Below are 19,662 nucleotides of genomic sequence, written 5' to 3'. Positions count from 1 at the left end.
GTTACTGGATCTTCTAACATTAAGCTAATACACTTTCACATCTTTTACATAAAGTATCTTCACTCTCTGATTTAAATTTCCAACATCTTGGACATTTTTCATCACTTACTTTACAAACATCAAATTTGCATGAATCAATTTCAAAAGATACTAATACTTCACTATCTAAATTTTGAGTAACACAACTTACTAAAAATAAATCTTCTGCTTCAATAGTTGGTAAAGCCAAAATATCTTTAGAGTTTGTAACTATTGCTAATTCTAACGTAGATTTAATTATTTTTTCTTTTTTAAGTGTATCAATAGCTTCTGAAAATTTTTCTTTAGCTTTTAACAAAAATTCTTCATTAAGATTACTTTCAATTTCAGGTAATTTTTCATCTTCTAAATCAAAAATATCTTGTGCGTCACCTTTTATGAATTCTGGTGCATACTCTAATAATTCATCCATTGTATATGTTAAAATACAAGATAATGTAGTAATAAGTTTTTTAGTAATTAAAGCCATTGCACTTTGTGAACTTCTTCTATGAATATCATCTTTATCATCACAATATAATCTATCTTTACAAACATCTAAATAAATACCAGATAAATCTACTACTAAAAAGTTATTTAACTTATTTAATCCTTTTGAAAACTCATAAATAGCAAATGAATCTTCAATTTCTGTAAATACTTTTTTAGCTTTTGCTAAAATCCACTTATCAAGTTCAGTCATTTTATCAAGAGATACTATTTCATCTAAATCATCAATATTAGCAAGTAAAAATCTTGAAGTATTTCTTATTTTTCTGTACATCTCTGCATTTTGCTTTAAGATATTATCAGAGATTTTCAAATCACTTTGATAATCACTCATTGCAACCCACATTCTCAAGATTTCACTTCCATATTGCTTCATAACCTTATCAGGAGCAACAACATTTCCTTTTGACTTAGACATTTTTTCACCTTTTTCATCAACAGTGAAACCATGTGTCAAAATAGATTTATAAGGAGCAACTTCATTTGATGCTAAAGTAGTTAAAAGTGAAGATTGGAACCAACCTCTATGTTGATCACTTCCTTCTAAATACATATCAGCTGGGAATGTTCCTGCATCATAATTTCTACTTCTTAATACTGCATTTTGAGTAGAACCTGAATCAAACCAAACATCTAAAATATCCATAGTTTTTTCTAAATCATCTGCATTTAAACCACTACCTGGATATAATAACTCTTCAATTGATAAATCATACCAAGCATCACAACCTTTTTGTTCAAAAATCATCGCAGTATAATTTAATACTTTTTCATCAAAGATAATTTCATCAGTTTTTTTATTTCTAAAAAATGCAATTGGCACACCCCAATCTCTTTGTCTTGAAATACACCAATCAGGTCTTCCTTCTATCATAGATTTTAATCTATTTCTTCCCCACTCTGGATAGAATGTAAGATCTTCAACTACTTTAAGTGCATTTTCTCTTAAAGTTTTATTTTCTTTTCCATACTCATCATCAATTGAAATAAACCACTGTTTTGTTGCTCTAAAGATAATTGGTTTATGCGTTCTCCAACAATGTGGATATGAGTGTCTTATGTCAATTCTACTTAATAAAGCCTCACCTAATTCTTCTAAAATCAACTCATTTGCTTTAAATACATGAACACCTAGATATTTATCAGTATCTTTAAAAAGTTTTTCTCTTACAATTGTTTCATCATATTTACCATATGCATCAACTGGCATTAATACTTCAAGACCATATTTTAATCCAACTTTATAGTCATCTTCACCATGCCCAGGAGCTGTATGAACTGCACCTGTACCAGCATCCATTTCAACATGATCTGCTAAAATAACTTTTGAAGTTCTTCCATTTAATGGATTGATTGCATTTGTATTTTCAAGCTCTTTTGGACAAACATCTTTTACAATCTCACCTTTTATTATTTCATTTTCTATTAAAGAGTTATAAAGTTTTTTTGCAACAATAAACTTATCACTTGTTATTACATACTCTTCTTCACCATTTAGTGCAATTCCTGTATTTGAAGGAATTGTCCAAGGTGTTGTAGTCCATATAACTAAACTTGCATCAAGTGTTTCATGTTTAAATGCAACATAAATTGATGGTGAAGTTTTATCTTCATACTCAACTTCTGCTTCAGCTAGTGCAGTTTGTGCTGCCCATGACCAATAAACTGGTTTACTTCTTTGCACTAATAAACCTTGTTTTGCAATTGCACAAAGTTCTCTATAAATATTAGCTTCAAATTTAAAATCCATTGTCAAATAAGGATTATCCCAATCCCCAAGAACACCAAGTTTTTTAAATTCATCTCTTTGAATATCTACAAATCTTGAAGCATGTTCTCTGCAAAGCTCTCTAATTTTTGATTTTGGTAACTCTTTTTTCTTTGTATTACCTATTTTTTCTTCTACTTTTTGCTCAATTGGTAAACCATGACAATCCCAACCTGGAACATATCTAACTGATTTACCATTAAAATAATGATACTTAACAATAATATCTTTTAATACTTTATTTAATGCATGACCAATATGAATATGTCCATTTGCATACGGAGGACCGTCATGAAGAGTAAAACTAGGTTTACCTTCTCTGTTTTTTTTCATTCTGTCATAAACTTTTTTCTCATCCCAAGCCTTATATTTTTTAGGCTCATTTTGGGGTAAACTCCCTCTCATTGGAAACTTTGTTTTTGGAAGCAATAAACTATCTTTATAATCCATATCTGTACTACCTTCAATATATTTAAGTATTTGTTCTTATTTATTTAAAGTGTAGATTATATCTAAGATTTAGTAAAATTAGATTTAATTGGCAATATTTTAAATCTTGATAAATATTAAATAATAGTTATTTTTTTAATTAAAATTTTATTATTTAGCTAAAATGTATTTTTTTTGTTTACTTACCATAGAAGTAACCATTAAAAATAGAATTGTACAATTATTGTACATTACATATACAAATATTTCTGTTATAATGTTACGAAAGAGGATATATTATATTAATTATGTACAGTTTTTTTTATTTTTATACCAAAAATAATTTAAATATGATAGTATCTTTTATATTTTAAAACTTGATGGGGATTATTAATATGAACGAGAAACATTATGAAGTAGTTATTGTCGGTGGAGGTATTTCTGGTGCAGCTTTATTTTATGAGTTAGCCAAATATACAAATACAAAAAGTGTTTGTATGTTAGAAAAATACGAAGATTTAGCTACTTTAAACACAAAAGGAACAAGTAATTCACAAACAATTCATGTGGGTGACATAGAAACAAATTATACATTAGAAAAAGCAAAAATCACAAAAAGAACTGCAAAAATGATTGAAAAGTTTTGTCTTCAATATAATTTGCAAGATAAAATTATGTTCAAACATCAAAAAATGGCTTTAGGTGTTGGAGAAAAAGAAGTAGAATTTATAAAAAATAGATATGAAGAGTTCAAGACAGTTTTCCCTTATTTAGAGCTTTGGGACAAAGAAGACTTGAAAAAACTTGAGCCAAAATTAGTCTACTTAGAAAATGGTCAAGAAAGACCTGAGCCAATTTTAGCCATGGGTGCAAAAGATGAATATACAACTGTTGAATATGGACAAATGACAAAAGAGCTTGCAAAAGCAGCTCAAGCATGTGAAGATGTTAGAACAGATATATTTTATAATTCAGAAGTAGATGAAATAGAGCAACTTGGAGAATTGTATAAAATTACAACAAAATCAGGAACTGTTTTTACTGCTGATTTTGTTGTGGTAAATGCTGGTGCACACTCATTATATCTAGCACACAAAATGGGTTATGGAAAACATATGGGTTGTCTACCAATGGCAGGAAGTTTTTATATGACTAATGAAGAATTCCTAAATGGTAAAGTATATATGGTACAAAATGATAAACTTCCATTTGCCGCACTTCATGGTGATCCAGATATTTTAGCAGATGGAAAAACAAGATTTGGTCCAACTGCACTTATGCTTCCAAAATTAGAAAGATATAAACCAGGTACTTACTTAGACTTCTTTAAAACTTTAAACTTAGATGGAAATATTATTAAAATATTTTGGGACTTATTAAAAGATAGTGAAATAAGAAATTATGTATTAAGAAACTTCTTATTTGAAGTTCCAGGATTAAATAAAAAACTTTTTGTAAAAGATGCGAAAAAGATTGTTCCATCATTACAAGAAAAAGATATAGAATACGCAAAAGGCTTTGGAGGAATTCGACCTCAAGTTCTTAATAAAGAGCAACAAAGATTAATGCTTGGTGAAGCTTCAATTAATACAGGTAAAGGAATTATATTTAATATGACTCCAAGTCCAGGTGCTACATCTTGTTTAGGAAATGCAAAAAGAGACATTCATACAATTACTGAATATTTAAATTTAGAGTTTAATGAAAAAGAGTTTTTAGCAGATTTAACAGAAGATGAATAAACTACATTATATATAGTATGATTTTCATACTATATATATTCTTTATTATACTTATTAACTTTTCATTTAAAATATACTAATATGTTATATTTTTAGTATAGATAAAAGGAAAAAAATGTTTGACAATATTTTTAATGAAAAAACAATGCAAGAGTTACAGCAACTATTAAGAGAAAATAAAAAAACAATTACTTGCGCAGAAAGTTGTACGGGTGGATTAATTGCTTCAATGATAACAGAACTTTCAGGTTCATCTGATATATTCAATGGATCAATAGTATCTTATTCAAATGAAATAAAAAATAAAAAAATAAATGTAAAAAAAGAAAATTTAGAAAACTATGGTGCGGTTAGTACTCAAGTTGTTGAAGATATGCTTACTGGATCAATAAAGATGTTTGATGCTGATTATTCCCTTGCTACAAGTGGAATAGCTGGACCAACTGGTGCTACAAAAAATAAACCTGTAGGTACAGTTGTAATAGGGGTAGGATCTAAAAATGGTGATAAACTAGTTGATGTTTATAACTTCAATGGTAACCGAAAAGAGGTTCAAATACAAGCTGCAAAAACAAGTTTTAAAATTTTTTTAGAATTTTTTCAAAAAACCCTTGACAAATAAAAAATTTTTTTATATAATTCCACTCCATTTTAAGAAAGACGACCCGTTAGCTCAGCTGGTAGAGCATCTCCCTTTTAAGGAGGTGGCCGAAGGTTCGAATCCTTCACGGGTCACCATTGTAAAGAATATTGTATCTTATATTTATATTTGATACTATTCATTACTTATTTTATTTTATTGGCCCCTTCATCTAGCGGTTAGGATTCATGGTTTTCATCCATGCCACAGGAGTTCAAGTCTCCTAGGGGTCACCATTTTATTAGGTCGATTAGCTCAGTTGGTAGAGCGCTACCCTTACAAGGTAGATGTCATAAGTTCGAGTCTTATATCGACCACCATTTTTTAGTTGTGCGGTTGTAGTTTAGTTGGTTAGAATGCCTGCCTGTCACGCAGGAGGTCGCGAGTTCGAGTCTCGTCAACCGCGCCACTTATTATTGTTTATTGACCCGTTAGCTCAGCTGGTAGAGCATCTCCCTTTTAAGGAGGTGGCCGAAGGTTCGAATCCTTCACGGGTCACCATTGTAAAGAATATTGTATCTTATATTTATATTTGATACTATTCATTACTTATTTTATTTTATTGGCCCCTTCATCTAGCGGTTAGGATTCATGGTTTTCATCCATGCCACAGGAGTTCAAGTCTCCTAGGGGTCACCATTTTATTAGGTCGATTAGCTCAGTTGGTAGAGCGCTACCCTTACAAGGTAGATGTCATAAGTTCGAGTCTTATATCGACCACCATTTTTTAGTTGTGCGGTTGTAGTTTAGTTGGTTAGAATGCCTGCCTGTCACGCAGGAGGTCGCGAGTTCGAGTCTCGTCAACCGCGCCACTTATTATTGTTTATTGACCCGTTAGCTCAGCTGGTAGAGCATCTCCCTTTTAAGGAGGTGGCCGAAGGTTCGAATCCTTCACGGGTCACCACTATTAGACAATAATGAAAAGTGAATTCCTTTGTTCATTATTCAATATTATCTATTACTTTTTTTATATTTTTTTGGCCCCTTCATCTAGCGGTTAGGATTCATGGTTTTCATCCATGCCACAGGAGTTCAAGTCTCCTAGGGGTCACCAATCAAATTTTCTTAGGTCGATTAGCTCAGTTGGTAGAGCGCTACCCTTACAAGGTAGATGTCATAAGTTCGAGTCTTATATCGACCACCATTTTTTTTAGTTGTGCGGTTGTAGTTTAGTTGGTTAGAATGCCTGCCTGTCACGCAGGAGGTCGCGAGTTCGAGTCTCGTCAACCGCGCCACTTAGAAACACATACTTAATTTTTCTTAATCTTTTCCCCTAATAATACATTTTTTAATAAAAAATAAGATACCATTTATATACACAAGCTTTACATATAAGGATTGTAATTTGATTAGAGCAAAATCTCTTTATCAATTAATAGTTTATAGTATTTTATTTATTATTATATTGATCTCATTTTTTACACTAACTATTATAGATAATACTTTTAATGAATTTCAAGCAAAAATAAAAATTATAAAAGAAAGCTATACAACTAAACAAAAAGACTTAATTAGACAAGATATAGCTAATACGATGAAGTTTATTAAGTTTTATCATGAAAAATATAACAATATAAAAACCCAAGATGAAATAAAAAAAGATATTATAATTGCAATTGATAAAATGAAAAATCAAAAAGATGTAAATGATTATACTTTTATTTATAACTTTAATGGAAAATCGATATATTATCCAGTAGGGAAAGCAGGGAAAAATTTATATGAATTTACTGATAAAAATGGAACAAAAGTTATTAAGGATTTAATCGAAATTTCAAAAAAATCAAATGGTGGTTTTGTAGAATATCTTTGGTATAAACCACAATTAAAAAAAGAAGTAAATAAGATATCATTTGCTATGTCATATAAACCTTGGAATTGGACAATAGGAAAAGGAGTATATTTAGATAAAATTAAAAAACTTGTAAAAGAAAAAGAAAGAGAGTATGACCAAAAAATATCTAATTCTACTTTACAAATCACTTCACTTACTATCATGCTAGTTTTATACTCGATATTTATATATAAAAATGCAACGATTCTTATTGCAAAAGAAGTAAGAGAAATTGGAAAGTATTTTAAAAGATCACAAACTGACGAAAAGCCAATTAATCAAGACAAAATATCATTTTCAGAATTTAGAACTATTGTAAATTACGCAAATGAAACTTTGACAAGCATAAAATACAAAAAACATTTACTAGAAGATATAAATAAAAATCTTGAATCAAAAGTTGAAGAAAAAACAAAAGAGCTCACAAATCTAATAGAATCACAAAAACAATTTTTAAAAAATTCTGTTCATGAAATAAATACTCCTTTAGCAATAATACAAACAAATATTGATTTATTAAAAAGGAAAATACCTGATAATTCATATGTTACAAATATTGAATCAGGGGCTAAGATAATACAATATATATACGATGACTTATCTTTTATGATAAAAAAAGATAGAGTTGAATACAAAAAAACATACTTAAATTTTTCAGAAGTTTTACAAGTCAGACTTGATTTTTTTGAAGAGATTGCAAAATCTAACTCTTTATTTTTTATTACTAACATTGAAAAAGATATATATATAAAATTTAATAAAACTGAGCTTCAAAGAATAATAGATAATAATCTATCTAATGCAATAAAATACTCATATGCAAAATCTCCTATATACATAAAATTAATGTACATAGATGATATTCATATAGAGTTTGAAGTTAAGACCTCTTCTGAAAAAATAGATAACAATAACAAAATTTTTAACGATTTTTATAGGGAAAATAGTGCACGTGGTGGGTTTGGACTTGGACTAAGGATTGTAAAAGAGATATGTGATAAAAACTTTGTTATAATCAAGTTAGATTCAAATGAACAAGAGACAAAATTTACATATAGGTTTAAAATAAATGAAAATACTACTTCTTGAAGATGAATTAATGCTAAATAATGCAATAAGTGAATATCTTAAAGATATTGGGCACATGGTTGAAAGTTTTTCTGATGGACAACAAGTTATTGAAAATGTAAACTCATCATATGATTTACTTATTTTAGATATAAATGTCCCAAAAAAAGATGGCTTTGAAATACTTCAAGAATTAAACCAAAAAAAAATATATGTACCAACAATCTTCATTAGTGCATTAGTTGATATTGAAGATATCACAAAAGCATATAACCTTGGTTGTAGAGAATACATCAAAAAACCTTTCCATTTAGGTGAGCTTGGTATAAAAATAAATCAAATACTTAAAAAAGATCAAAAGAATACTTCTCATATAAGATTTAGTGAACACTATTCGTATTCAAAGGATACACAAACACTATATTTTAATGGAGAACCACAAACTCTAACAAAAAAACAATCTGAAATAATTCATATATTAGCATTAAATATTAATATGATTGTTGATTTTGAAAGATTTAGAATCGATATTTGGGATGGAGAAAATATTGACAATCCTACTATTAGAGCAGAAATTTCTAGGTTAAAAAAAGCATTGAAAGAAGATTTTATTAAAAATATTCGAGGTTTAGGATATAAAATAGATAGATTCTATTCTTTATAAAACTACTATAAAATGGTCTTTCTAGACCATTCTACTAAAACACTAATACATTTTTTTTACATTTTATATTAATTGCTACCCTTTTGCTATATATAACTATTATACTTTCAATGTTGGATGACTAAACAATTTATTTGTTAGTATAAACTTTATGAAGGAGAGAATATGAGTCCAGAAAAAGCTCAAGCTTATTGGAAAGAAAACATTACTACTATTTTAAAACTTTTAGTAGTTTGGTTTGTCGTTTCTTTTGGTTGTGGAATCATTTTTATTAATGAACTTAATACGATAGAAATAAGTGGTATTAAGCTAGGATTTTGGTTTGCACAACAAGGTGCAATATATGTATTTGTTATTTTAATTTTTGTTTATGTGAGAGCGATGACAAAAATTGATGAGAAATATGGCGTAAATGAGTAGGAGATAAAAAATGGAATTACAATCGTTAATTTACCTATTTGTAGGTATATCTTTTGCTATTTACATTGGTATTGCACTATGGGCAAAAGCGGGTTCAACTAAAGACTTTTATGTTGCTGGTGGAGGGGTTCACCCAGTAGCAAATGGTATGGCAACAGCAGCAGATTGGATGAGTGCTGCTTCATTTATTTCAATGGCAGGTATTATTGCATTTATTGGTAGTGATGCAAGTGCTTACTTAATGGGATGGACAGGTGGATATGTTCTACTTGCTATGTTATTAGCTCCATACTTAAGAAAATTTGGAAAGTTTACAGTTCCTGATTTTGTAGGAGATAGATATTATTCAGATGTTGCAAGAACAGTTGCAGTTATTGCGGTAATATTTGTTTCTTTCACATACGTTGCTGGTCAAATGAGAGGGGTTGGTATCGTATTTTCAAGATTTTTACAGGTTGATGTAAATACAGGTGTTATAATCGGTATGGTTATTGTATTCTTTTACTCAGTACTTGGTGGTATGAAAGGTATTACTTATACGCAAGTTGCACAATATGTAGTAATGATTTTTGCATATACAATTCCTGCAATATTTCTTTCATTACAAGTAACTGATACATTCTTACCTCAATTAGGTATCTTTGGACAAACAACTTTTGCATTTGACAATGGGGTTAGAGTTATTCCAGAAGGAACATATTTACTTCATGCTTTAGATAGTGCAATAACTGATTTAGGATTTACAGCTTATACAGAGCCAGGTAACTTATGGAATATGTTTATGCTAACAACTGCATTGATGTTAGGTACAGCAGGGCTTCCTCACGTTATTGTAAGATTTTTCACAGTTCCAACTGTAAAAGACGCTAGAGTATCTGCTGGATGGGCATTAGTATTTATTGCAATTATGTATACATCAGCATCAGCTGTTGCTGCATTTGCAAGAGTTAACTTAATCAAAAATGTACAAAATGTTGATTATAAAGCATTTGTTAATGGTGAACTATCTCATTCAGATGGTACTAAAAATGATGGTAATTGGTTTAAAACTTGGGAACAAGGTGGATTAATTGCTTGGACAGATAGAAATGGTGATGGAAAAATCCAATATGCAAGTGGTACAGCTTTTGATGGACCAAAAGGTAAACCTCAATTTGTAGAAGATGAAAGATCAGAAGTTGGTAATAGAGTTACAACTAATGGTAAAGGTGCGCCAACTCAAGAAGAGTTAGCAAAAAATAATGGTTTACACAATGAGCTATATGTTGATAGAGATATTATGGTTCTTGCAAATCCTGAAATTGCAAATTTACCAAATTGGGTAATCGCATTTATCGCAGCTGGTGGTCTTGCAGCAGCATTATCAACAGCAGCTGGTTTATTACTTGTAATTGCTTCAGCAATTTCTCATGATTTGATGGGACAAGTAATATTTAAAGATAAAGAAACAGGTAAATCTAAACTTACTGAGAAATCAGAGTTAATGTGGGCTAGAATTGCTGCAATTGCTGCAATTTGTGTCGCTGGTTATTTGGGTATTAACCCTCCAGGATTTGTTGCACAAGTTGTTGCTTTTGCATTTGGTTTAGCAGCTGCAGCATTTTTCCCAACAATTATTCTTGAAATTTTTGATAAAAGAATGAATAAAGAAGGTGCGATTGCTGGTATATTAACTGGTTTAATCTTTACTTTTGGATATATAATTTACTTTGTATTCTTAGGTGGAGATAAAGCAGACTATTTCTTAGGAATAGCTCCAACAGGTATCGGTACAGTTGGTACATTGTTACACTTAATTGTAGCATTTATTGTGTCAAGAATGACACCAGAACCACCTGCACATGTACAAGAGATTGTAGAAAACATCAGAATTCCATCAGGAGCTGGTGAAGCGCATGATCACTAAACTATTAAAAAGTCGGGATTAACCGGCTTTTTATAGTATTCTTTAATGCCATATTACTTCTATATTAGATATATAGATAATTAGCATTAAAAAATGCTATGTAAAGGATAAAAAATGAGTCTTCGTGACCAACAAGCATTTTTATCAAAAATTCATCCCTTTGAAGTATTAAATGAAAAGCAAATGGATATTTGTATTAATAATATGGATATAGCTTACTATCCTAAAGATACTACTTTAATTAATCCTGAGAATATTTCAAACTATTTTTTTGTTATTATAAAAGGCTCTGTTCATGAATATAGAGATGAACAGCTTGTTATGGATTATCATCATGAAGACTCTTTTGATGCTAATTCACTTATATATTCAAAAACTAAAAGCACTTTTAGAGTTCAAGAAGATTTAATCTGTTATGAACTTGAAAGAAATACTTTTTTAAATCTTATAGAACAAAATAATGAGTTTAAAGATTTTTTCTTAAACAATTTAGTAAACAAAATTCAAACACTAAAAACAAAAGAATATACATCTGAATTATCTTCTTTTATGATTGCAAGAGTTGAAGATACACTAATTCATGAACCGTGTATTGTCCAAGGTAAAACAACATTAACAAATGCAATTGCAAAATCAATTGAATTTAAAACTTCAACTATTATTGTACAAAAAGATGATGAATATGGAATAATTACAGATTCATTACTTAAAATGCAAGTTTTATTAAAAGGAAGAGATTTATCAATATATGTTGAAGATATAGCAATATTTCCTTTACTTACAGTATCAAATGATGATTATTTATTTGAAGCTTTAACATTGCTAATAAAAAAAGGCATAAAAAGAGTTGGAGTAACAAATAATAAAAATGAATTAGTAGGAATATTAGAACAACTTGATGTCCTTTCACATTTTGCAAACCATACTTTTGTTGTTGATACTCAAATAAAAAAAGCAAAAACAATAAAAGACTTAAAATCTGCTAGCAGTGATTTATTAAATATTATAAAAGCATTGCAATCAAAAGGTGTGAAAGTTAATCATATATCAAACTTAATTGGTCAATTAAATATAAAAGTTTATAAAAAATTATATCAACTTATTGTTCCACAAAATCTTCAAAAAGATGCATGTTTTATGGTTATGGGAAGTGAGGGAAGAAATGAACAAATAGTCAAAACAGATCAAGATAATGCTCTTATTATTAGAAATGATGTTGATATTGAGCAGTATAGAACTTATATGAATACTATGACAAAAACTTTAATAGATTTTGGATATCCTCCATGCGAGGGTAATATTATGGTTTCAAATCCTTTTTGGTGTAAAAGTGTAAAAGATTATGAAAAAGAGACAAAAAGATGGATAGAAGCACCAGATATGCAAAACTATATGGATCTAGCAATATTTTTTGATTCTTTTGCAGTAGCTGGAGATAAAGAATTATTAATAAACTTAAAAGACTATTTATTTAATAAACTTCACGATAAAGATGTTTTCCTAGCATATTTTGCAAAAGCTACTTTAACTTTTGATACTCCAACTACAGTTGCAAATTTTATGACAAAAAGCCATCAAATAGATATTAAAAAAACTGGTGTTTTTCCAATTGTACAAGGAGTTAGAAGTTTAGCTTTAAGAGAAAAGATAAGAGAAACAACAACAGTTAAAAGAATTAAAATTTTACAAGATAAGAAAGTTATTGATACTGAGTTAGCAAATGAATTAATTGAAGCTTTTGAAGTATTGAGCACTTTAAGGTTAAAATCACAATTAGAACAAAACAACAATAAAACAAAAATAAATAATGAAATTGATACTCATAAACTTAGTAAAATTGAAAGAGATTTACTAAAAGATAGTTTTAAAATAGTACTTGCTTTTAAGAAGTTTATTATCTATTCATTTAAAATTGATAAGATTTTGTAATGATTAAGAATTTAATTAAATATCTTCAAAAAAAATCTTTAAAAGATAAAAGTTTTTTATATTTATTTGATGAGCCTCCAAAGGGTGAATATATATGCCTTGATTGTGAAACAACAGGACTAAAACCAAGAAAAGATGAAATATTATCTATTGGTGCTGTCTTAATAAAAGATAATAAAATCATTTTTAGAAAAAATTTCAATATATTTGTAAAACCCTCTTCTAATGTAAATGTAGAATCAATTAAAATTCATCAAATTAGACCAATTGATTTAGAAAATGCAAGTGAACCAAAAATAGCAATATTAAAACTCCTTGAGTTTATTGGTGCAAGACCTATTGTAGGATATTATATAAAGTTTGATATTGCAATGATTTCTAAATATACAAAAAAATATATTGGTATAAAAATTCCCAATGAAAGTATTGAAGTATCATCTATGTATTATAAAACAAAAAAACGTTCAAGTGAGTACGAATTTGTTGATTTAAAGTTTGATACAATTATGAAAGAATTAAATATTCCAGAACTTGGAAAACACGATGCATTAAATGATGCTATTATGACTTCAATGATATTTTTGAAATTAAAAGATAAAACTCCAGCAAAAACTACATTTTATACCAACTAATAAAACATACGTTTTTACACAATTCATACACTTTAGTTACAAAAAGTTACTCATACTCCTTTACAGGTTTAAATTTCACTTAAAGCCCTACTCACTTCTAGCACAAAACATTATTTATATGTATAATCAAATACTAGATAGCCAATGCTATTTTAATGCTACGAAGTCGATTTTAAGGTACTTTAGACAGCTTTATAATTAGGCTAATTAGTATAGAATTATTCACTAAACTTAGGAGGAAAGTATGAATGATGAGTTAGTAGAAAAAATAAAATCTAACCCAAAATATCAAGAACTAGTATCAAAAAGAACTGGTTTTGCACTAAAGTTAGGAATCTTAGTTTTAGTAATGTTTTATGCATATATTTTAGTAATTGCATTTAATCCAAGCATTATGGGAATTAAAACTGGAGAGGGTGTTATGACAATAGGATATCCTATTGGAGGAGCAATTATTATAATTAGTTTTATTACAACTTTAATTTATGTAAGAAGAGCAAATGGTGAGTTTGAAGATTTAACAAATCAAGTAAAAGAAGATGTAAAGGATGAGTTATAATGAGTAGAATTTTAATATTATTAACAACACTATTTGCAGTTTCGCTTTTTGCAGCAGGAGATGCAAGTTTTGAGGCAACAAAAAGGGAATTAAATATTCCAGCAATTATTATGTTTTTTGTATTTGTTATGGGTACATTAGGTATTACATATTGGGCAGCTAGAAGAACAAAATCTGCAAGTGATTTTTATACAGCTGGTGGTGGAATTAGCGGATTCCAAAATGGTATGGCAATTGCAGGTGATTATATGTCAGCTGCTTCATTTTTAGGTATTTCTGGTCTTGTATATTTAAGTGGTTATGATGGTCTTATTTATGCAGTTGGATTTTTAGTTGGTTGGCCTGTTATTTTATTTTTAATGGCTGAAAAATTAAGAAACCTAGGAAAATTTACATTTGCAGATATTGCTGCTTATAGATTAGGTCAAAAAGAGATTAGAACATTAGCTGCATTTGGTTCACTTTCAGTTGTTATTTTATATCTTATTGCACAAATGGTAGGTTCAGGTAAACTTATACAAGTATTGTTTGGCTTAGAATATGAATATGCAGTTGTATTAGTTGGTGTAATGATGATTATTTATGTTACTTTTGGTGGTATGCTAGCAACTACTTGGGTTCAAATTATCAAAGCTATATTACTTTTATCTGGTGTTTCTTTTATGGGATTTATGGTTTTAAGTCACTTTGGATTTAGTTTTGAAGCATTAGCTGCTAAAGCTGTTGAAACACATACAAAAGGACAAGCTATTATGGCTCCTGGTGGATTTATAACTGATCCAATTTCAGCTATTTCACTTGGTATGGCGCTTATGCTTGGTACTGCTGGTCTTCCTCATGTTCTTATGAGATTTTTTACTGTTGGAAATGCTAAAGAGGCTAGAAAATCTGTTGTATATGCTACTGGATTAATTGGTTATTTTTATCTAGTAATTGCTGTAATTGGTCTTGGTGCAATTGTATTTTTAAACTCAGATGCAGGTGCACAATACTTTGTTGATGGTAAGTTATTTGGTGGAAATAATATGGCAGCAATTCACTTATCTCATATGGTTGGTGGAAATGTATTTTTAGGATTTATTTCAGCAGTTGCTTTTGCTACTATTTTAGCAGTTGTTTCTGGTCTTACTCTAGCTGGTGCTAGTGCTATTTCACATGATATTTATGCATCAGTTATTAATCCAAATGCAACAGAAGAACAAGAGATTAAAATTTCTAAAAGAGCTGTTATTATTATTGGTGTAATTGGTGTAGTATTAGGTATTGCATTTGAACAACAGAATATTGCCTTTATGGTAGGACTTGCATTTGCAATTGCTGCATCTGCAAACTTTCCAATTTTATTTTTATCAATTTATTGGAGAAAACTTACTACAAGAGGTGCAGTTATTGGTGGATTTATTGGTTTATTAACTGCTGTTATTTTAGTTATTATAGGGCCAATTGTTTGGGTAGATATATTAGGAAATGAAGAAGCGATTTTCCCTTATAAATACCCTGCACTATTCTCTGTATCAACAGCATTTATTGCAATTTGGTTTTTTTCAATTACTGATAATTCTCAAAGAGCAAAAGATGAACAAAAAGCTTTTGAGGCTCAAAGTATAAGAGCTGAAACTGGTTTTGGTGCTGAAGGTGCAGTTGATCACTAAAAAGTTCTAATGTTACAAAGAAGCTTGAGCTTCTTTGTAACACTTTACCAAACGAAACACTTTTAAACTTAACTATAACAGTTTTATTTATTAATAATTTTCTCAGTTTTCTATCATTTTTTATATGCTAATCTTTAAATAATTTTTACATAACTTAAAATAAAGAAGAGCATATGAGTATTCAAGAACAAATTAACTTTTTAAAAACTATATATCCATTTGACCAACTAAATAAAACACAAATGGAAGAATTTAGTCAAAATTTAGACATTATGTATTTTAAAAAAAATCAAATTATTCAAGAAAAAGATAAAAATCCTGAAAACTTATATCTAATAATGAAAGGGATTGTTCAAGAAAAAAATAGTGAAGAAGTATTATCTATTTATTCAATAAATGAATTTTTTGATCCAATTTCATTAATAGAAAACTATTCAAAGAATACCTTTATTACTGCAGAAGAGACAATATGTTATGCACTTCCAAGAAAAATATTTTTAAAAATCTTACATGAAAATCATAAAATGGAAAGTTATTTTTTTCAATCAATTTCAGAAAAATTAAATAATAATACTCTTCATGAAAAAAATAAAGAGTTAGCTAATATGATGATAGCTAAAGTAAAAGATGCAAATGTACATAAAGCTATAATTGTTCCTTTTAAAACAACAATTTATGAAGCTGCTAAAACAATCAAAGAACATAGAGTTCCCACTTTGCTTTTAAAAGATGAAAAAGATGAAATTTATATAGTAACTGATTCTGATTTTAGACAAAAAGTGATTTTAAATAGAATGGATTTTGATGATTGCGTTGGAAAAATATCTAGTACAGGTCTTATTTATATAAATGAAAATGATTTTTTATTTGATGCGCAACTTATTATGTCAAAGCATGGTTTAAAAAGATTAGTTGTAAAGAATAATAACAATGAAATAGTAGGAATAATTGATCAAATATCTCTTTCATCATTTTTTGCAACTCACACTTTTTCTGTTTCAAATGAAATAGATAAGGCTCAAACTTTAGAAGAATTAAAAAATACATCAAAATCATTTTTAAAAATTATTAAATCATTAAATGCAAAAGGTGTTAAAATTGCTTTTATCACAAAACTTGTAAATCAATTAAATAAAAAATTAATTGATAAAATATTTGAATTATTAGCTCCTAAAGAACTATTAGGTAAATCAGCTCTTATTGTAATGGGAAGTGAAGGAAGAGCGGAACAAATACTTAAAACAGATCAAGATAATGCATTAATTATTAGTGATGATTGTAGTTTAAATGATGAACAAATTCATGATTTTGCGAGAAAATTTACTGAAATACTAGTCGAATTTGGTTTTCCAAGATGTGAGGGGAATATAATGGTATCAAATCCTTATTGGTGCAGAAGATTTAGTGATTTTAAAGAACTTATTTATAGTTGGGTTATGGGTAAAACTGGTGATGATTTTATGAATCTTGCAATATTTTATGATGCTATTTGTGCAAGTGGAGATAGAACTCTTCTTACATCATTAAAAGAGTACTTATTTAAAGTTGGCTCAAACTCTCAAAGTTTTTATATGAATTTTGCAAAAATAATTACTAGTTTTGATGTTCCATTGGGTTTCTTTGATGGATTTGTATTTAATAATGAAAATAAAAAACATAAAAATGAAATTGATATAAAAAGAGGCGGTATATTTATACTTGTTCAAAGTATTAGAACATTAAGCTTAGAGAATAAGCTTTTTAGAACAAATACTATAAAAAGGATTAAAGAGCTAAACAAATTAAATATTATAGATGATGAATTTTCAAAAGAGTTAGAAGAAGCATTTAATTTTTTAGCAAGTGTAAAATTAAAATCAAATCTACAAAATTTAGATGCAGGTAAAGAGATTAATAATTATGTTAATCCTGAAGATTTAAATACTATGGAAAAAGATTTATTAAAAGATAGTTTTAAAATTGTTAATAAACTAAAGAAAAAATTAGAATATCATTACAAGTTAAGTTATGTATAGTTTAATAAAAAATCATTTTAGTAAAAAAAAGTTAAAAGATAAAAAATATCTTTATTTATTTGATAAACCAAAGCAAGATGAATATGTATGTTTTGATTGTGAAACAACAGGATTAAATCCAAAAATTGATGATATTATATCTATTGGTGCAGTTATAATAAAAGATAATACAATAGTTTCTAGTAAAAAATTTGTTAGATTTATTAAACCAAAAACAAAATTACAAGAAGACTCAATTAAAATTCATTATATAAGAGAATGTGATTTAGAAAATGCTGAAAATATTGATAAAGTAATTGAAGAGTTTTTAGAGTTTATAGGAAATAGAAAACTAGTTGGGTACTTTTTAGAGTTTGATATTGCAATGGTTAATAAATATATTAAAGATAAAATTGGTATAAAACTTCCAAATAAAACCTTAGAAGTTTCTGCTATTTATTACGATTGGAAAATAGAAACAATTCCTCAAGGACATATCGATTTAAGATTTGATACTATTATGAAAGAACTTCAAATACCAATTATGGGTAAACATGATGCGTATAATGATGCAATGATGACTGCAATGATGTTTTTAAAATTGAAAAATCAAGCAAAAATGAAAAGACATACATAATTTAGACACTACTTTTACATAACCTTTTGATATAATTTTTCAAATTTCAAGAAAGGTGTTATGTATGTTAGTTTTAATCTTAAATGCTGGGAGTTCATCTCTTAAATTTCAGCTTATGAATCATGCAACTCATGATGTATTTGCTAGAGGAGTTGCTGAAAGAATTGGAGTAGATGGAAGATTAGCAATTGAGTCAAATGGAACTAAAACTAAAAAAGATGTAAATTTACCTACACATAAAGAAGCAATTGAATTAGTTTTAGAATCCTTAGTAACAAAACCTCACAAAGTTATTGATTCAGTAGAAAAAGACATAGATGCAATTGGACATAGAGTTGTTCATGGAGGTGAATATTTTTCAAAATCTGTAATAATTGATGAAAATGTAATTACAAAACTTGAAAGATTAGTTCCTTTAGCTCCACTACACAATCCCGCACATATTATGGGTATTAAAATCTGTATGGACTTAATGAAAGAAAAACCAAATGTAGCAGTTTTTGACACTGCATTTCATCAGACCATGGATCCAAGTACATACTTGTACGCTGTACCTTATGAAGATTATAAAAAATTTGCTTTAAGAAAATATGGTTTCCATGGAACTAGTCATCATTTTGTTTCAAAAGAAGCAAATAAATTATTAAAAAAAGACAATCCAAAAGTCATAGTTTGTCACTTAGGAAATGGTTCATCAATTTGTGCAGTAAAAGATGGTAAATCAATTGATACATCAATGGGATTAACTCCACTTGAGGGTCTAATAATGGGCACAAGAAGTGGTGATATTGATCCAGCTGCTATTTCTTATTTAATGGAAAAGAAACAAATGAGTGCACAAGATGTAGTTAATTATTTAAATAAAAAATCTGGTCTTTTAGGTGTATCTGGAATTAGTTCTGATTTAAGAGAAGTAATTGAAGCTAGTACAAATGGTGATGAAAGAGCCATATTAGCTATTGATATGATTTGCAATCGAATCAAAAAATATATTTGTGCATATGCAGGAATGCTTGGTGGACTTGATGCAATCTGTTTTACAGCAGGAGTTGGAGAAAATGCAAGCATAATTAGAGAAAAAGCTTGTGAAAATTTGAATTTTATGGGTATTGAATTAGATAATGAAAAAAATGAAAAAAGACAAACAGGGAAAAGAGAAATCAATACAAATAAATCAAAAGTAAAAATTTTTGTTATACCTACAAATGAAGAGTTTGTTATTGCAAATGATACTTATAATTTAGCCAAAGATTTATAAAA

14 protein-coding genes and 12 tRNA genes are annotated in these 19,662 nt (G+C 28.4%); 25 read left to right on the top strand and 1 reads right to left on the bottom strand.

Annotation, left to right across the window (positions count from 1 at the left end; all coding sequences use genetic code 11):
- Window positions 1-19 precede the first annotated feature (19 nt).
- Window positions 20-2,746, bottom strand: coding sequence for an isoleucine--tRNA ligase (ileS, locus tag AMRN_RS03245; protein WP_099310984.1), 2,727 nt, complete (start codon window positions 2,744-2,746; stop codon window positions 20-22).
- A 374-nt stretch (window positions 2,747-3,120) separates the two neighbouring features.
- On the opposite strand from ileS, the gene AMRN_RS03240 reads away from it, so the two are divergent.
- The 25 genes from AMRN_RS03240 (at window position 3,121) to AMRN_RS03120 (ending at window position 19,660) form a co-directional block, all read left to right on the top strand.
- Window positions 3,121-4,467: an FAD-dependent oxidoreductase gene (locus AMRN_RS03240; protein ID WP_099310985.1), complete on the top strand. Its 1,347-nt coding sequence runs from the start codon at window positions 3,121-3,123 to the stop codon at window positions 4,465-4,467.
- Window positions 4,468-4,582: 115 nt separating this feature from the next.
- Window positions 4,583-5,089 carry a CinA family protein gene (locus AMRN_RS03235; RefSeq protein ID WP_099310986.1) on the top strand — a complete coding sequence of 169 codons (507 nt, stop codon included), beginning with the start codon at window positions 4,583-4,585 and terminating at the stop codon, window positions 5,087-5,089.
- A 40-nt stretch (window positions 5,090-5,129) separates the two neighbouring features.
- Window positions 5,130-5,205 (top strand) — tRNA-Lys (locus AMRN_RS03230).
- Between the two features lie 63 nt (window positions 5,206-5,268).
- Window positions 5,269-5,343, top strand: a tRNA-Glu gene (locus AMRN_RS03225).
- 8 nt (window positions 5,344-5,351) lie between these two features.
- Window positions 5,352-5,427 (top strand) — tRNA-Val (locus AMRN_RS03220).
- A 12-nt stretch (window positions 5,428-5,439) separates the two neighbouring features.
- Window positions 5,440-5,516, top strand: a tRNA-Asp gene (locus AMRN_RS03215).
- Between the two features lie 16 nt (window positions 5,517-5,532).
- A tRNA-Lys gene (locus AMRN_RS03210) sits at window positions 5,533-5,608 on the top strand.
- 63 nt (window positions 5,609-5,671) lie between these two features.
- A tRNA-Glu gene (locus tag AMRN_RS03205) sits at window positions 5,672-5,746 on the top strand.
- Between the two features lie 8 nt (window positions 5,747-5,754).
- Window positions 5,755-5,830: transfer RNA gene (locus AMRN_RS03200), tRNA-Val, on the top strand.
- A 12-nt stretch (window positions 5,831-5,842) separates the two neighbouring features.
- Window positions 5,843-5,919 (top strand) — tRNA-Asp (locus AMRN_RS03195).
- A 16-nt stretch (window positions 5,920-5,935) separates the two neighbouring features.
- Window positions 5,936-6,011 (top strand) — tRNA-Lys (locus AMRN_RS03190).
- Between the two features lie 75 nt (window positions 6,012-6,086).
- Window positions 6,087-6,161 (top strand) — tRNA-Glu (locus AMRN_RS03185).
- 14 nt (window positions 6,162-6,175) lie between these two features.
- Window positions 6,176-6,251: transfer RNA gene (locus AMRN_RS03180), tRNA-Val, on the top strand.
- 14 nt (window positions 6,252-6,265) lie between these two features.
- Window positions 6,266-6,342: transfer RNA gene (locus tag AMRN_RS03175), tRNA-Asp, on the top strand.
- 110 nt (window positions 6,343-6,452) lie between these two features.
- Window positions 6,453-8,030, top strand: a complete 1,578-nt coding sequence (locus AMRN_RS03170; RefSeq protein ID WP_099310139.1) for a sensor histidine kinase — start codon at window positions 6,453-6,455, stop codon at window positions 8,028-8,030.
- Entirely contained in the window at window positions 8,011-8,673 is a 663-nt protein-coding gene (locus tag AMRN_RS03165) for a response regulator transcription factor (protein WP_099310138.1), read from the top strand. Before AMRN_RS03170 ends, AMRN_RS03165 begins: the two co-directional genes overlap by 20 nt.
- 165 nt (window positions 8,674-8,838) lie before the next feature.
- Window positions 8,839-9,093, top strand: a complete 255-nt coding sequence (locus AMRN_RS03160; protein WP_099310137.1) for a DUF4212 domain-containing protein — start codon at window positions 8,839-8,841, stop codon at window positions 9,091-9,093.
- Between the two features lie 10 nt (window positions 9,094-9,103).
- Entirely contained in the window at window positions 9,104-10,999 is a 1,896-nt protein-coding gene (locus tag AMRN_RS03155; RefSeq protein WP_099310136.1) for a sodium:solute symporter family protein, read from the top strand.
- 114 nt (window positions 11,000-11,113) lie between these two features.
- A complete protein-coding gene (locus AMRN_RS03150; protein ID WP_099310135.1) occupies window positions 11,114-12,928 on the top strand; it encodes a DUF294 nucleotidyltransferase-like domain-containing protein in 1,815 nt (604 codons plus the stop codon).
- The gene (locus AMRN_RS03145; RefSeq protein ID WP_099310134.1) at window positions 12,928-13,560 is read left to right on the top strand and encodes a 3'-5' exonuclease; all 633 of its coding nucleotides are present in this window, start codon (window positions 12,928-12,930) and stop codon (window positions 13,558-13,560) included. The genes AMRN_RS03150 and AMRN_RS03145 overlap by 1 nt, the downstream gene beginning before the upstream one ends.
- Window positions 13,561-13,804: 244 nt before the next feature.
- Complete coding sequence (locus tag AMRN_RS03140; protein WP_099310133.1) at window positions 13,805-14,119, top strand: DUF485 domain-containing protein; 315 nt, start codon at window positions 13,805-13,807, stop codon at window positions 14,117-14,119.
- Window positions 14,119-15,771, top strand: coding sequence for a cation acetate symporter (locus AMRN_RS03135; RefSeq protein WP_099310132.1), 1,653 nt, complete (start codon window positions 14,119-14,121; stop codon window positions 15,769-15,771). The genes AMRN_RS03140 and AMRN_RS03135 overlap by 1 nt, the downstream gene beginning before the upstream one ends.
- A 173-nt stretch (window positions 15,772-15,944) precedes the next feature.
- Window positions 15,945-17,786, top strand: coding sequence for a putative nucleotidyltransferase substrate binding domain-containing protein (locus tag AMRN_RS03130; protein ID WP_099310131.1), 1,842 nt, complete (start codon window positions 15,945-15,947; stop codon window positions 17,784-17,786).
- Window positions 17,779-18,402: a 3'-5' exonuclease gene (locus AMRN_RS03125; RefSeq protein WP_099310130.1), complete on the top strand. Its 624-nt coding sequence runs from the start codon at window positions 17,779-17,781 to the stop codon at window positions 18,400-18,402. Before AMRN_RS03130 ends, AMRN_RS03125 begins: the two co-directional genes overlap by 8 nt.
- A gap of 64 nt (window positions 18,403-18,466) precedes the next feature.
- Complete coding sequence (locus AMRN_RS03120) at window positions 18,467-19,660, top strand: acetate/propionate family kinase (protein WP_099310129.1); 1,194 nt, start codon at window positions 18,467-18,469, stop codon at window positions 19,658-19,660.
- Window positions 19,661-19,662 lie beyond the last annotated feature (2 nt).

The organism is Malaciobacter marinus, from assembly GCF_003544855.1.
GTDB classification, from domain to species: Bacteria; Campylobacterota; Campylobacteria; order Campylobacterales; family Arcobacteraceae; genus Malaciobacter; species Malaciobacter marinus.
This window is presented reverse-complemented; position numbering and strand designations above follow the sequence as displayed.

Excerpts from the sequence above, each read along its gene's own strand:
- ileS (WP_099310984.1), bottom strand. The coding sequence starts at position 2,746 with ATGGATTATAAAGATAGTTTATTGCTTCCAAAAACAAAGTTTCCAATG.
- AMRN_RS03240 (WP_099310985.1), top strand. The coding sequence starts at position 3,121 with ATGAACGAGAAACATTATGAAGTAGTTATTGTCGGTGGAGGTATTTCT.
- AMRN_RS03235 (WP_099310986.1), top strand. The coding sequence starts at position 4,583 with ATGTTTGACAATATTTTTAATGAAAAAACAATGCAAGAGTTACAGCAA.
- AMRN_RS03165 (WP_099310138.1), top strand. The coding sequence starts at position 8,011 with ATGAAAATACTACTTCTTGAAGATGAATTAATGCTAAATAATGCAATA.
- AMRN_RS03160 (WP_099310137.1), top strand. The coding sequence starts at position 8,839 with ATGAGTCCAGAAAAAGCTCAAGCTTATTGGAAAGAAAACATTACTACT.
- AMRN_RS03155 (WP_099310136.1), top strand. The coding sequence starts at position 9,104 with ATGGAATTACAATCGTTAATTTACCTATTTGTAGGTATATCTTTTGCT.
- AMRN_RS03150 (WP_099310135.1), top strand. The coding sequence starts at position 11,114 with ATGAGTCTTCGTGACCAACAAGCATTTTTATCAAAAATTCATCCCTTT.
- AMRN_RS03145 (WP_099310134.1), top strand. The coding sequence starts at position 12,928 with ATGATTAAGAATTTAATTAAATATCTTCAAAAAAAATCTTTAAAAGAT.
- AMRN_RS03140 (WP_099310133.1), top strand. The coding sequence starts at position 13,805 with ATGAATGATGAGTTAGTAGAAAAAATAAAATCTAACCCAAAATATCAA.
- AMRN_RS03135 (WP_099310132.1), top strand. The coding sequence starts at position 14,119 with ATGAGTAGAATTTTAATATTATTAACAACACTATTTGCAGTTTCGCTT.
- AMRN_RS03130 (WP_099310131.1), top strand. The coding sequence starts at position 15,945 with ATGAGTATTCAAGAACAAATTAACTTTTTAAAAACTATATATCCATTT.
- AMRN_RS03125 (WP_099310130.1), top strand. The coding sequence starts at position 17,779 with ATGTATAGTTTAATAAAAAATCATTTTAGTAAAAAAAAGTTAAAAGAT.
- AMRN_RS03120 (WP_099310129.1), top strand. The coding sequence starts at position 18,467 with ATGTTAGTTTTAATCTTAAATGCTGGGAGTTCATCTCTTAAATTTCAG.